At 67.5% G+C, this 14,076-nt stretch carries 11 protein-coding genes; 5 read left to right on the top strand and 6 right to left on the bottom strand.

What is annotated here, in order from left to right; translation table 11 throughout:
* Positions 1-178 precede the first annotated feature (178 nt).
* A complete protein-coding gene (gene nirD, locus AC1DFE_RS04855) occupies positions 179-544 on the top strand; it encodes a nitrite reductase small subunit NirD (protein ID WP_476904781.1) in 366 nt (121 codons plus the stop codon).
* A 39-nt stretch (positions 545-583) separates the two neighbouring features.
* On the opposite strand, the gene AC1DFE_RS04850 is transcribed toward nirD, so the two are convergent.
* The gene (locus AC1DFE_RS04850; RefSeq protein WP_476904780.1) at positions 584-2,347 is read right to left on the bottom strand and encodes a phospho-sugar mutase; all 1,764 of its coding nucleotides are present in this window, start codon (positions 2,345-2,347) and stop codon (positions 584-586) included.
* Positions 2,348-2,478: 131 nt separating this feature from the next.
* Between AC1DFE_RS04850 and AC1DFE_RS04845 the strand changes: the two genes are divergently transcribed.
* Positions 2,479-3,006 (top strand): RrF2 family transcriptional regulator, encoded by a 528-nt coding sequence (locus tag AC1DFE_RS04845; RefSeq protein WP_476904779.1) that lies wholly within the window; start codon positions 2,479-2,481, stop codon positions 3,004-3,006.
* 131 nt (positions 3,007-3,137) lie between these two features.
* Here AC1DFE_RS04845 and AC1DFE_RS04840 read toward each other — a convergent pair whose 3' ends face one another.
* Entirely contained in the window at positions 3,138-3,956 is an 819-nt protein-coding gene (locus AC1DFE_RS04840) for a purine-nucleoside phosphorylase (protein ID WP_476904778.1), read from the bottom strand.
* A 117-nt stretch (positions 3,957-4,073) separates the two neighbouring features.
* Here AC1DFE_RS04840 and AC1DFE_RS04835 point away from each other — a divergent pair, with 117 nt between their 5' ends.
* Together AC1DFE_RS04835 and AC1DFE_RS04830 are read left to right on the top strand one after the other, a co-directional pair.
* The gene (locus AC1DFE_RS04835) at positions 4,074-5,489 is read left to right on the top strand and encodes an NAD(P)H-quinone dehydrogenase (RefSeq protein WP_476904777.1); all 1,416 of its coding nucleotides are present in this window, start codon (positions 4,074-4,076) and stop codon (positions 5,487-5,489) included.
* A gap of 186 nt (positions 5,490-5,675) precedes the next feature.
* Entirely contained in the window at positions 5,676-6,047 is a 372-nt protein-coding gene (locus tag AC1DFE_RS04830; protein ID WP_476904776.1) for a hypothetical protein, read from the top strand.
* A 115-nt stretch (positions 6,048-6,162) separates the two neighbouring features.
* Here AC1DFE_RS04830 and AC1DFE_RS04825 read toward each other — a convergent pair whose 3' ends face one another.
* From AC1DFE_RS04825 to AC1DFE_RS04810, 4 genes are all read right to left on the bottom strand, one after another.
* A complete protein-coding gene (locus tag AC1DFE_RS04825; RefSeq protein ID WP_476904775.1) occupies positions 6,163-6,870 on the bottom strand; it encodes a hypothetical protein in 708 nt (235 codons plus the stop codon).
* A gap of 87 nt (positions 6,871-6,957) precedes the next feature.
* A complete protein-coding gene (locus AC1DFE_RS04820) occupies positions 6,958-8,520 on the bottom strand; it encodes an FAD-dependent oxidoreductase (protein ID WP_476904774.1) in 1,563 nt (520 codons plus the stop codon).
* A complete protein-coding gene (locus AC1DFE_RS04815; RefSeq protein WP_476904773.1) occupies positions 8,517-10,718 on the bottom strand; it encodes a molybdopterin oxidoreductase family protein in 2,202 nt (733 codons plus the stop codon). The genes AC1DFE_RS04820 and AC1DFE_RS04815 overlap by 4 nt, the downstream gene beginning before the upstream one ends.
* A gap of 1 nt (position 10,719) precedes the next feature.
* Entirely contained in the window at positions 10,720-12,147 is a 1,428-nt protein-coding gene (locus AC1DFE_RS04810; protein WP_476904772.1) for an MFS transporter, read from the bottom strand.
* Between the two features lie 282 nt (positions 12,148-12,429).
* Between AC1DFE_RS04810 and AC1DFE_RS04805 the strand changes: the two genes are divergently transcribed.
* Positions 12,430-13,842 (top strand): MFS transporter, encoded by a 1,413-nt coding sequence (locus tag AC1DFE_RS04805; protein WP_476904771.1) that lies wholly within the window; start codon positions 12,430-12,432, stop codon positions 13,840-13,842.
* Positions 13,843-14,076: the final 234 nt, after the last annotated feature.

The raw sequence follows: 14,076 nt of genomic DNA, 5'->3' as shown, positions 1-14,076 counted from the left end.
ATTGTTTCGGGCCCTGTGAGGTGTCTTTTACGTTATTGACACATTGACTGCACCCCTTCGAAACACCGTCACCCTAGCTTGGATATACGGCCGCAGCGGCGGCTACAGCAGGCGCAATCACACGTCTTGCAGGACCGGCCCGCCGCCGGAAAGCACGCAAAAGGGAGAGGAGCCGGACATGACGGCAACACTGGAACTTGAGGATCTTGCCACCGGATATGCAGCAGGCTGGCACCGCGTCTGCGCGGTGGAGGACCTGGAACTGGCCTGGGGCGAAGCGGCACTCGTGGCCGGCCGGCAGGTGGCCGTGTTCCGTACCGGGCCCCGTGAGGTTTTTGCCGTAGCGCAGGAGGATCCGGCCACGGGCGCCTTCGTCATGGCACGCGGCATCCTCGGATCACGTGGTACCCGCCCCACCATCGCCTCGCCGCTGCACAAGGAGGTCTACGACCTTGAGACGGGCGAGTGCTTCGGCAACGCGGACCTGCGCCTGGCGGCGTTCGGCACCCGCATCGTGGACGGCTTCATCGAGGTTGAGCTCTAAAAGCTTAGGGTCCCAGCGGCCCCGGCCCTTACCGGCTGCTTACAGTCCCAGGGCCTCGCGCACATCAGTGAGCACGTGGTCCAGCGCGGCCCTGGCTGCCAGCCGGGCTTCGGGCAGTTCAGCGGCCGAGCCCACGGCCTGGATGACCTCCAGGTAGCACTTGAGTTTCGGCTCGGTGCCGCTCGGCCGGATGATCACGCGGCTGAGGTCGCGGGTCACGTAGAGCAGCCCGTCGGTCGGAGGCAGCTGGTCGCTGCCTTCGGCCAGATCAACGAACGACTCCACGGCGGAACCGCCGAACGACTCGGGCGGGTTTACGCGCAGCCGGTTCATCATGGCATCTAGCAGCCCGAGGTCACCCACGCGGATGCTCAGTTGGTCGCTTGCGTGAAGCCCGTGCACCAGATACAGCTCGTCCAGGGTGTCGAAGATCGTCTTGCCCTCCGCCTTGGCGGCGGCCGCGAGTTCCGCGATGAGCACTGCGGCGGACAAGCCGTCCTTGTCGCGGACCTGGCCGGGGGCAACGCAGTAGCCCAGCGCCTCCTCATAGCCGTAGACGAGGCCCGGCACCCGGGAAATCCACTTGAAGCCGGTGAGCGTCTCCTCGTGCGCATACCCGGCCGCCGCGGCGATGCGTGACAGCAGCCGCGACGAAACAATCGAATTGGCGAACACGCCGCCGTCTGCGTCCGCACCGGAAGCACCGGAGGCGTCCTCGGCGGAGGCAGCCAGGCGCGCCACAACATGCGCTCCGAGCAGGGCGCCCACCTCGTCACCGCGCAGCATCCGCCACGCACCCGTGTCCGGGTCCTTCGCGGCCACCGCGGCCCGGTCAGCGTCGGGGTCGTTGGCGAGGACGATGTCCGCGTCCGCCTGCATTGCCTCCCCAAGCGCCAGATCCAGGGCTCCGGGCTCCTCAGGGTTGGGAAAACCGACGGTGGGGAAGTCCGGGTCCGGCTCCGCCTGCTCGCTGACCAGCGTCACGTCGGTGAATCCGGCCGCCTGCAGGACGGAAACAGCTGTCCCGCCGCCCACGCCGTGCAGCGGTGTCAGGACGATCTTCAGGTCCCGGGCCGGGAAGCGCCGGCGATCGGCCAGCGCCGCGGCGGCGGCCTGGTAGTCCCGTACGATCCCGGAATCCAGCACTGTCCATCCGCCCTCGGCAAGAGAGATCGAAGCAACGTCGGCCACAGCGCTGATTTCGGCGGCGATCAGGGTGTCGTACGGGGCCACGATCTGCGCTCCCCGGCCGCTTTCCTCCACCGCATGCCGGCCGAGGTACACCTTGTAACCGTTGTCCTGCGCAGGGTTATGGCTGGCTGTAACCATCACGCCGCCGTCGCAGTCCAGGGCCCGGACCGCGTACGCCAGCAGCGGCGTCGGCAGGGCAGCCGGCATCAGGAACGTCTCGATCCCGGCGGCGGTGAGCACTGCCGCCGTTTCCGCCGCGAAGATGTCGGAGCTGTAGCGGGCGTCATAGCCGACGACGGCGCGTGGCCGGCTGCCGGGCGCAGCCTCCGTCACCGTGCGGGCCAGGAAGTTGGCCAAGCCCGCCGCTGCGCGGCGGACCACGACGCGGTTCATCCTGTTGGGGCCCGGGCCCAGAGCGGCACGGAGGCCGGCCGTTCCGAACTGCAGCGTCCCCCGGAAGCTGTCTTCAAGCTCTTGCCGGGCGGCGGGGGTGCCAGCCTCGGTGAGTTTCACGAGCTCGGTCAGCGTCGCCGCGGTCCGGGGGTCCGGATCCGAGGCGGCCCAGGCGCGGGCGTCGTTGAGCAGCTGAAGATCGGCTTCGGAAGACGTCATGGAAACCAAACTATCGTCAAAGTGCGGCGGAACGGTGCCGGAGCGGCTTGCGGACCGGTCACATCTGCATCGGTTCACGGCAGCCGGCACGCTCTTGACAGGAAAAATTCTGGACACGTAGCGTCTGGGTTGTGAAGTTGAACCAGGGGGTGGAGTGGGCCCTCCACTGCTGCGTCAACATGGCGTGGGCGCCCGCTGGGGAACCGATCAGCAGCGGTCGGCTTGCCGAACTGTACAAGCTGCCGCCGGCGTACCTGAACAAGCAGCTGCAGTCCCTGGTGCGGGCAGGCGTCCTGCAGTCCGTGTCCGGCCCCAGGGGCGGGTTCCAGCTGGCGCGGCGGCCGGACCGGATCTCGGTGCTGGACGTGGTGCTGGCCATCGAAGGCCGGGAGCTGGCGTTCCGCTGCGAGGGCATTTTGGGGAACTGCCCCGGCGGCGATGCGGACGAGGACTACCGTCGGAGCTGCATCATTTCGCAGTCCATGCGCCAGGCGGAGCTGGCCTGGCGCACCGAGCTCGCGCGGCAGACCGTGGCAGGCATTGCACAGTCCCTTGAGCGGCGGTTCCCCGAGGCACGCGCCAGCTCGCTCGCCCAACTCCTCGCCGGCGACAACGCGGGGTCACCTAGCGCCCCTTCCGAAGCCCGCAACGGGCGCTAAGTGTCCCCACCCGCCCCCCTTCCCTCGCAAGTCCGCACCGGCTCCCTACCCTCGCAAGCTCGGGCTGGGGCCCTCGCCCGGGCGGCTCCACGGCCGGGGAACACGGCGGGCGTGGGCCCCCCGCGTTGCGGTTAGAGCCGGGCGATGATTTCCGCGAGGAGCTTGGAGATGCGCGGTGCGGCGGCGTGTCCGGCTTCGAGCACGTCCTCATGGCTCAGTGGGATCGGGCTGATGCCGGCCGCCAGGTTGGTGACGAGCGAGATGCCGAAGACCTCCATGCCGGCATGCCGGCCGGCGATGGCCTCCAGTGCCGTCGACATGCCCACAAGGTCGGCGCCGATCCGCTTGGCGTACTGCACCTCGGCCGGCGTCTCGTAATGCGGGCCGGTGAACTGGGCGTAGACGCCTTCGTTCAGCGACGGGTCCACCTCGCGGGCCAGCTCCCGGATCCGCGATGAGTACAAGTCGGTCAGGTCCACGAACGTGGCGCCCTCGAGCGGGGATGCCGCGGTGAGGTTGATGTGATCTTTGATGAGCACGGGAGTGCCCGGTGCCCAGTTTTCGTTGAGGCCGCCGCAGCCGTTGGTGACAACGAGCGTCCGGCAACCGGCCGCGGCCGCGGTGCGCACGCCGTGCACGACGGCCCGGACGCCCTTGCCCTCGTAGTAGTGCGTGCGGGCGCCGAGGACCAGGGCCCGCTTGCCGTCCCGGGTCAGCACGGAACGGATTGTGCCCACGTGGCCCTCCACGGCCGGCGCGGAAAAGCCCGGGACTTCCGGAGCCGCCAGCGTCGCGGTGGTCTCGCCGATGAGGTCGGCGGCCTCGGCCCAGCCGGAGCCCAGGACCAGGGCGATGTCGTGCGCTTCGACGCCTGTCTCGGACGCGATGTAGTCCGCGGCCGTGCGCGCTGCCTCGAAGGGATCCGTGTTCAGGAATTCTGTTGTGCTCACCCGGTCCAAGCTACCGTGCCGCGGCCGGCACGGTTGGCAGAAACGCGCCCCTCGGGGTTGCCCGGCCGGCCGCGGACGGTTGGTGGTCCGGCGCAGGATGCGGGAGAATGGTCGCTTGTGACTATGCATCCTGATTTCAGCGCCCCCCGAATCGCAATTCTCGGCGGAGGCCCGGGTGGCTATGAAGCCGCCATGGTGGCCGCCTCGCTGGGAGCCGTAGTCACTATCATCGAGCGGGCCGGCCTTGGCGGCTCCGCGGTGCTGACCGACGTCGTGCCGTCCAAGACGCTGATCGCGACGGCGGACCTGATGACCCGCGTCAGCGGTGCGGGGGAGCTGGGAGTCAAGTTCGACGTCGACGGCGGGGACTTCGTTCCGGTCATGCGGGCGGACCTCAAGCACATCAATGACCGCCTGCTCGGCCTCGCCCGCCAGCAGTCCCTCGACATCCAGACCGGCCTGGAGCACCAGAACGTCCGCATCCTGAACGGCTCCGGGAAGCTGGTGGACAACCACACCATCGAAGTCCTGACCGCCGACGGAACCGAAACGGTCGAGGCGGACGCCATCCTGCTCACCGTCGGGGCGCACCCGAGGGAGCTGCCCACGGCACGGCCGGACGGCGAGCGGATCCTGAACTGGGCGCAGATCTACAACCTCGACGAACTGCCGGAGGAACTGATCGTAGTGGGCTCCGGCGTGACCGGTGCCGAGTTCGCTTCCGCTTACAACGGCCTGGGCTCGAAGGTCACTCTGATCTCCAGCCGCGACCGCGTTCTTCCGGGTTCCGACACGGACGCTGCCGAGGTGCTGGAAGAGGTCTTCGAACGCCGCGGCGTGAAGGTGCTGTCCCGTTCGCGTGCCGAAACGGTGGAGCGGACCGACGACGGCGTGGTGGTCACCCTCGGTGACGGCTCCAAGGTCACCGGCAGCCACTGCCTCGTGTGCGTGGGCTCCATTCCCAACACCGCCGGAATCGGCCTGGAGGAAGCCGGCGTGGCGCTCACGGAAAGCGGCCACATCAAGGTGGACGGCGTGTCGCGCACCACCGCCCCGAACATTTACGCTGCCGGTGACTGCACCGGCGTCCTGGCGCTCGCCTCAGTCGCCGCCATGCAGGGCCGGATCGCGATTGCGCACTTCCTGGGCGACCAGGTGACCCCCATCAAGCTGCACCAGGTGGCGTCCAACATCTTCACGTCGCCCGAGATCGCGTCGGTGGGCGTGTCCGAGGCCGAGATCATGTCCGGCAAGTACCAGGGCGACATCATCAAGCTCTCGTTGAAGAGCAACCCCCGCGCCAAGATGCGCAATGTCAAGGATGGCTTCGTCAAGATCTTCGCCCGCAAGGGATCGGGCACCGTGATCGGCGGCGTGGTGGTGGGCGCCAACGCGTCCGAGCTGATCTTCGCCATCTCCATCGCGGTGAAGCAGAAACTGCACGTCGACGACGTCGCCAGCACCTTCACGGTATACCCCTCACTGAGCGGCTCCATCTCCGAGGCCGCCCGTCGCCTGCACGTGCACATGTAAGCGGCGCCCCGCGCATCCTGTGAATGGCGGTTTTGCTCCTAGTCGCCACCGGCAGAGCTGAGTAAAATTCAGACTGTCGATCCCCGGGATTGGCGGCACCGGGTTCCCGACAGACCGACCCACCAGCGGTCAGCTATGCGGAGAATTTCTTCCGAACGGTCGGACCGCGGAAGCCAGGAGCATGCCATGATCACTGTTCAAAAAGCCGCAGTCAACACCGCGCTCGTCGCGGCCCTCGTGGGCGGCGGTGCTTACCTCGCCATGGGTTATCCCGTCCTCGCCTCGTCGACAACAGGCAGCCAGTCCAGCACGGACTCCGCCCATGGCGGCCACCAGGCCAACGGGATTACCGAGCAGCTGCTGACGGGGAGCACCGCCACCCGGGTGCGGAACGCTGTGCTGGCAGCCAACACCGGCGCGACGGTCCAGCGGGTAGAGACCGACGCCGAGGGTGCCGTCTACGAAGCACACATCACCAAGGCAGACGGATCGCGGGCGACAGTGAAGCTGGACGGTTCCTTCAACATCACCGCCACTGAAGCCGGGTACGGACGCTAAGTATTGGGCGGGTTTGAACAGAGGGTCCGATAATGAGATCGGACCCTCTGCCGTTGTTCGGGTCAGTCCTCATACCGGCCAGTCGCTGTATCGCGCAGTAGTTGTGTGGGCTGGCTCAGGAGCAGGCGTATGGGGGAACGGCGTCGCCGGGCGCGAAGGGCTCGAACCAGCGCCGTACACCCAGTTTTTCGGGGTCCGGCTCGCAGTTGCCGTGCGGTTCGACGGCTCCATCCGTGTACAGGGCCTCAGAGTCGGCGTCCTCCAGCAGGACTTCCTCAACGATGGCCCGCCACTCTTCCGGGAGGTCCAGTTCGTAAATGTCCTCGGTGATCCGGGCCTGATCGAGCAGGCAGTGGACGGCGAGCTCGCCCGCGAGGCAGCCGGGGGCAGTCCAGCCGCGGGCAAGTGACGCGGTGACGTCGGAGGCCACCACAATGAACCGCTGCGTGAACTTGGCGTCATAGCTGGAGGCGAACTGCGGCGGCAGCGAGGACAGCACCGACGTTCCGGCGATGGCCTCGGGGGTGACGGTGTCCAGTTGGTGCAGCGTGCCAAGGTCGCGGAACAGCTGGTCGATGAGGATGCTGGAGGAATTCCAGAGCAGGCCGGCCAGCAGCCGGGTCTGGCGCACGGACCGCTCCCGACTGTCGGGGCTGGCGATGACCATCTCCGCCAGGTCCTCGGGGTCGAACTGGAGCCGCTGCTCGGCGGTCATGTCGTCGGGGTGCGGGTCCAGCCCCAGGAGCTCAAGGCTCAGCCCGGTGAGTTTGTCGGAATCAGCGAGGAGCTCGTCGGTGATGTCGTCGTCTTCGTCGGCATTCATGCCACCGATGCTACCGGCCAGCCAGTAGCATCCCCGATTTGTGTGACGCGGCAGCCTGGGGCAGCGCCCTGTCGCCCGGCACGGGCCTTAGGCGGCCGCACCCTGAAAGTGCTTCTCGATCAGGCCCTTGATGTCCTCGTGGCAGCCGCCGCACCCGGTGCCCGCGCGGGTTGCCGCGGAAACCTCTGCCACGGTGGAGCAGCCGCCGGCGACGGCCTCGGCAATCTTGCCTCCGCTCACGCCGGCGCAGCGGCAAACCGTGCTCTCGGGGTCGTTGGAGGCACCCGCCGAAGCCAGTTGGTCCGGGCCGTCGAGGCGCAGGAGCAGTGACCTGTCCGCGGGCAGTTCGGCGCCGCGTTCGAACAGCTGCACCAGCTCTCCTGCGGTGCGCGGCATGCCCACGCTGACCAGGCCCTCCAGCACTCCGCCGCGGGTGGTCATCTTCACGTAGCGCCCGTGCTCGGGATCGGCCCACTGCGCGATCTGCAGGCGCGGCCTGCCGTTGACCGCCCCGGCCGCCAGGACTTCCTCGTCCCACGGTTCTGCGGAGTTGTCCCCGGCCACAGCCATGTTCATGCCGCGGGCCTTCAGCACGATGACGCCCGGCTTTTCCCGGGGGAGCGGGGGCAGCGAGTCTGCATCCTCCGGGGTACCCTCGGACAGCAGCAGCAGATATTCGGCGAGCCATTCGGCCTGCCGCCAGCCCGGGCCCACCAGACCGGACGGTCCACGTGCGGTGCGGCACTCGACGCAGGACGGATCCGGGCAGCGGACCTCGGCGCAGTCGCCAATGGCGAAAATGTGTGGCTCGTGGTGTGCGCGCAGCCGGTGGTCCACCAGAATGCCCGTTTCGGTGGAGAGCCCGCAGCCCTCGGCAAGCTCGACGCGCGGGCGGACGCCGCAGGAGAGGACCAGCAGGTCGCCGTCGATCGCCGATCCGTCGTCGAGGAGCAGTGCCGAGAACCCGCCGTCGGGGGCGTTGTGCTCAATGCCGGTTGAACGGGCGTTGCCGGCCACCCGGACGCCGCAGTTGCGCAGGCCGGCGGCCAGGACGGCGCCGCCGCCGCGGTCGATGTTCCGGCCCAGCGGGTGCGGCCCGTTGTGCACCACGGTTACCGTGGCGCCTTCCTCGGCGGCCGCGAGGGCCGTCTCAAGCCCCAGCACGCCGCCGCCCAGCACCACCACGCGCTTGCGGCCTGCCACCGCCGTGCGCAGCACCTCGGCGTCGCGGAGGTCGCGGAGTGCTGTGACTCCCGCCGGAAGGACCGGCGCTGCAGGGTCAGGGTTCAGCCCCGTGAGGTTGGGGATCACGGGCCGCGAACCGGTGGCGAAGACCAGCCGGTCGTAGTGGGCCGAGGTGCCGTCGGAGAGGATGACGGACTGCCGTGCGCGGTCCACGCGCCTGACCTTTACACCCAGCCGGACGTCGACGCCGTCGGCCACCAGTGCTGCGGCGTCGGCGAGGGCCAGCGCTTCGGGGGTGGTGCGGCCAACTCCGAGGTCGGCCACCAGCACGCGGTTGTACGCGGCCTCGGTTTCCTGGCCGATGACCGTCAGGCCCACCTGCCCGGCGCGCAGTGCGGGCATCAGTTCGTCGACCAGCCGCGCCGCGACCGGACCGAATCCGACGATTACAATCTGCTCGCTCATGAGGCCTCCGCTGTCTGAAGAACACTGGTGATCGGGGCGGCCGCTGCCAGCCGGACCCAGACGTTGTTGTACTTGAATTCGGGCATTCCCGAGATGGGGTCCGTGGCTGCTTCCGTCAGCCGGTTCGCGCTTTCCAGCTCGGGAAAGTGGAACGGCAGGAAGACGGTTTCCGGGCGGATGGCGGTGCTGAGCTCGGCCTTGCAGACCACTTCACCGAGCCCGTTCGCCACCGAGACCTCCGCGCCGTCCGTGATGCCCATCGCCGCCGCGGCGGCCGGGTGGATCTGCATCCGCGCCTCGGGCTGGGAGGCCAGGAGCTCCGCCACCCGCCGGGTCTGCGCACCGGACTGGTAGTGCTCCAGCAAACGCCCGGTGATGAGGGTCATTGGCTTGGCGGCCGGGTCAGGATGCGCCATGGGGGTACGACGACGGCGGGGGGCCACCGGGGTCATGACCGCCTTGCCGTGCGGGTGGGCAAATGCCTCCAGGAACATGCGCGGGGTTCCGGTGCTGCCGGCGGGGTAGGGCCAGTACGCGGCCGCGCCGCTGTCCAGCATGGCGTAGTCGATGCCGGAGTAGTCGGCCGGGCCGCCGGCGGATGCCAGGCGCAGCTCCTCGAAGACCGTCTCCGGATCGTCGCTGTAGCTGGATGGCGCATCGAGGGCCTCGGCCAGCCGGGCCATGATCCACAGCTCGCTGCGGGCACCGGCGGGCGGCTGGATCGCCTGCCGGCGGCGGAGGACGCGGCCTTCCAGGTTGGTCAGCGTGCCTTCCTCCTCGGCCCACTGCAGCACCGGCAGGACGAGGTCGGCCTCGGCTGCGGTCTCGGACATGAAGAAGTCGCAGACCACCAGGAAGTCCAGGCTGCGGAGCCCGCGGATGACGGCGTTGGCATCCGGCGAGGCCACCGCGATGTTGGAGGCATGCACGAAAAGGCACCGGACGCCGTCGGGCTGTCCCAGTGATTTGAGCAGCTGCACGGCCGGCAGGCCGGGGCCCGGAATGAGCGACTCGGGAACGTTCCAGACCTTCGCCATGTGTGCCCGGGCGGCGGGATCGGTGATCTTGCGGTAGCCGGGCAGCTGGTCGGCCTTCTGGCCGTGCTCGCGGCCGCCCTGGCCGTTGCCCTGGCCGGTGAGGGTGCCGTAGCCGCTGCGCGCGCTGCCGGGCAGGCCCAGCAGGAGACTGAGGTTGATGGCCGCCGTGGCGGTGTCCGTGCCGTCCACGTGCTGCTCGACGCCGCGTCCGGTCAGGATGTAGCTGCCGCCCTGGCGTGCGCCGCTGGCCAGCCGCCGGGCCGTCTCGCGGATGAGCTCGGCGGGGACGCCCGTGATGGACTGGACCCGCTCCGGCCAGTACGCGTTGACGGACCGGGCCACGGCGTCGAAGCCGGTGGTGCGCGCCTGGATGTAGTCGGCGTCGAGGAGCCCTTCGTGGATCACCACGTGGGACAGGCCCAGCAGGAGGGTGAGGTCGGTGCCCGGAAGGGGCTGCAGGTGGATGCCGCCGCCGTCGGAGGTGAACGCGGCCGTGGCGGAACGCCGCGGGTCCACCACGATGAAGCCGCCGGCGTCGCGCACGCCCTGCAGGTGCTGGACGAACGGCGGCATGGTCTCGGCCACGTTGGAGCCGAGCATCAGGATGGTGCTGGCCGTGTCCAGCGCCTCAAGCGGGAAGGGCAGCCCGCGGTCCAGGCCGAAGGCCCGGATGCCCGCGGCAGCCGCCGACGACATGCAGAACCGGCCGTTGTAATCGATCCGGGAGGTGCCCAGTGCCAGGCGGGCGAACTTGCCCAGCTGGTACGCCTTTTCGTTGGTGAGGCCGCCGCCGCCGAACACGCCGACGGAGTCCGCGCCGTACTTGCTGCGGGCGTCCTTGACGGCGGCGGTAACGCGGCCCAGCGCTTCGTCCCAGGAGATGGGGCGGAAGACGCCGTCGGGTCCCTTGAACATGGGCTCGGTGACGCGTCCGGGGTGCTGCAGGAGCGACGCGGACGTCCACCCCTTGCGGCAGAGGCCGCCGCGGTTGGTGGGGAAGTCGCGGCCGCTCACTTCAAGGACCGGCACAGCCGGCACGGGGCCTGACCCCGGCTGCACAGCCGGGGCCAGGCCCGTTGCGGCCTGGGCCGCCGGGGACTTGAGCGTCATGGCGCACTGCAAAGCGCAGTAAGGGCAGTGCGTGTCGGCGCTTTTGGTCATGTTAGACGTGTCCCATCGCGTTTCGGTTGGCGTTGCGGATGTAGCAGAACCAGCAGACAGTGAGCATCAGGGCGTACGCTCCGACGAAGCCGTAGAACGCCGGGGTGTAGGAGCCGGTGGCGGTGTTGGAGGCGTTCAGCACCTGCGGGATGACGAACCCGCCGTAGGCGCCGATGGCGGAGATCAGGCCGAGCGCCGAGGACGCCAGGCGCTGGGTCTGCACCGAGCTGGCCCCGGAGCGGGCCGCGCGGCTGGACGTCGCGAAGATCACCGGGATCATGCGGTAGGTAGCGCCGTTTCCGAAGCCACTGGCGGTGAAGAGCATCAGGAACAGGACCAGGAAGAGCCAGAAGTTCTTCAGCGGCAGGGTCCAGATCATCGTCAGCGTGATGACGGCCATGGCGGCGAAGGCCGTCACGGTCATTCGCGCTCCGCCCATGCGGTCAGCCATGCGGCCGCCGTAGGGGCGGGTCAGCGAGCCGACCAGCGGGCCGAGGAAGGCCAGGGAGAGGGCGACTGCACCGACGGAGATGGAGGAGAAAGCCGGGAAGTAGTCCTTGATGAGCTTGGGGAAGACGCCGGCGAAGCCGATGAAGGAGCCGAACGTTCCGATGTAGAGCAGGGCCATGACCCACAGGTGGGGTTCCTTGACGGCCGCCAGGGATCCCGCCACGTCACCCTTGGCGCTGGTGAGGTTGTTCATGTACTTGTAGGCGCCAAAAGCTGCCAGCAGGATCAGCGGCACCCACATGAGCCCGGCGACGGGCAGGTTGACGGTGCCCGCGGCCAGCAGCGTGATGACGATCGGGACGGCAAGCTGTGCCACCGCTGCGCCGAGGTTGCCGCCGGCGGCGTTCAGGCCCAGCGCCCAACCCTTTTCGCGGGCCGGGTAGAAGAAGGTGATGTTGGCCATGGAGCTGGCGAAGTTGCCGCCGCCGAAGCCTGCAAGGGCTGCCACGAACAGCATGACGCCGAAGGGCGTTTCAGGATTGGAGACGCACAGGGCCAGACCCAGCGTGGGAATCAGCAGGAGCAGCGCGGAGACGATGGTCCAGTTCCTGCCGCCGAAGCGCGGAACCATGAACGTGTAGGGAATCCGGAGCGTGGCGCCGATGAGGCTGGGCATGGAGATCAGCCAGAAGATTTCGGAGGTGCTGAACGTGAACCCGGCGGCGGGGAGCTGGACCACCGCGATGGACCACAGCTGCCAGACGACGAATCCGAGGAATTCGGCGAAGATGGACCAGTTCAGGTTCCGGCGCGCGATGGAGCGGCCCTGCGATTCCCACTGGTGCTTGTTCTCGGCGTCCCAGTTGGCGATCCACCGCCCCGGGCGCTCTTCAAGGACTGGTGCGTCGGTGGCGGTGGTGGCGGCGGCAAGATCGAGGGAATTGTGGGTTCCGGCGTCTGCGGTGCGGTCAGCAGTCACGGTGTACCTCCTTGGGGAATGTTGTCCTTCCAAGGTAGGGACGACGCGTTTCGCAGACGGTCGCGGTTTGTTAACGTGCTGTGACATTTGCCTATCAGGCCACTCTGGGCGGCGTTAGGCTTGTCGGACGACCTCATGTTGAGACAACCCGAAATGTCCGCATGCCGGACTCACTTGTCCGTTCAATGGACTGCGGGAACTAAGATTGAACTCTGTTTTATCCCTATGTTTGGAGGGGCTTCCTGGCGAGGTCCGTCCATTTCTCATGAAAGCGTCCCCTACATGTCTTCCACTGCTACCTCGTCGCAGTCCGGTTCCGCGCGGCAGGTGAACTCACGTGGCCGCGTGATCGTCGCAAGCCTCATCGGCACCACCGTCGAGTTCTACGATTTTTACGTGTACGCCACTGCCGCGGTGCTCGTTTTCCCCAAGTTCTTTTTCCCCGGGCAGGATGAAACCACGCAGCTGCTGAGCTCGTTCGCAGTCTTCGGCGTCGCGTTCATCGCCCGCCCGCTCGGGTCTGTGGTCTTTGGCCATTTCGGTGACAAGTTCGGCCGCAAAGGCACCCTGGTTGCGTCCCTGCTGACTATGGGTATCGCCACGTTCCTTATCGGCTGCCTTCCCACGGCCACGGTGCCGGGCTGGGGATTCTGGGCTCCGGCGCTGCTGGTGATCCTGCGCTTCGCGCAGGGCTTGGCACTTGGCGGTGAATGGAGCGGCGCGGCGCTGCTGGCCACCGAAAATGCCCCCGCCAACAAGCGCGCCATTTATGGAACGTTTCCGCAGTTGGGGGCGCCGATCGGCTTCATTATTGCCAACGTTATCTTCTTGGTCTTCAGCTACACCCTGACTCCCGCGGCCTTCGAAGCGTGGGGCTGGCGTGTGCCGTTCCTGGTCAGCGCCGTCATGGTCATCATCGGCCTTTATGTCCGCCTCAAGCTCATCGAAACGCCGGCCTTCACCAAGGTTCTCGAAACCAAGGAAGTGGCCAAGCTGCCCATCGGGCGCGTCTTCAAGACCAGTGGGCGTCCGCTCATCCTTGGTGTGTTCATCATGCTGGCCACGTACGTGCTGTTCTATCTGATGACCACGTTCACGCTGACCTTTGGCACCCGCCCGGCCACCTTGGAAGCCGCCAAAGCGGCGGCGGAAAAGACCGGCAAGCCCATGACAGAGGCCGCAGCGGCTGCCTTTGTGCCGGGCCTGGGCTACACGCGCAACGACTTCCTCTGGATGCTGATCGTCGGTGTGGTGTTCTTCGGCATCTTCACCCTGGTTTCAGGCCCGATGGCCGAAAAGTACGGTCGCCGCAAGATGCTGCTCGGCGTGACCGCCGGTATCTTCGTCTTCGGCCTGGTGTTCGTCCCACTGTTCGGCGGCGGCTTCGTAGGTACCATGGCCCTGTTGATCCTGGGCTTCACGCTCATGGGGCTCACCTTTGGACCCATGGGGGCGCTGCTGCCCGAACTGTTCCCGACCAACGTCCGGTACACGGGATCGGCCGTGAGCTACAACGTCTCCAGCATCCTGGGTGCGGCGGTTGCCCCGTTCATAGCCGTGTGGCTCTGGGAAACGGCGAAGGGAAGCCCGGTCCTTGTGGGCGTGTACCTGAGTGCCATGGCAGTGCTGACGCTGATTGCACTCTTCCTGAGCAAGGAAACCAAGGACCTGGATTACGAGAACAACGTAGCCTGATTCTTAGTCTTTCTGCGGAAACCAAAATGCCCGGTGTGAATCACACCGGGCATTTTCATGTGCTGTTTCGGACGTCGAGCGGCCTTAGCCCGGGGTTTTCACGGGGCGCTGGCTGCGAGGCGTGTTTAAGCAGGGAAAGGGTGCTCTGAGCTGGGAAAATAGTGGTTGTCGAGACCGTTATTTGCCTTGCGAAGGAGCACCCTTTCGATGCAAAAGTATAGTCGCATGTTCCCG

The sequence above is a fragment of the Arthrobacter sp. 05T423 genome (assembly GCF_056396245.1).
Note: the sequence above shows the minus strand (reverse complement) of the source record. Positions and strands in the feature narration are given on the sequence as shown.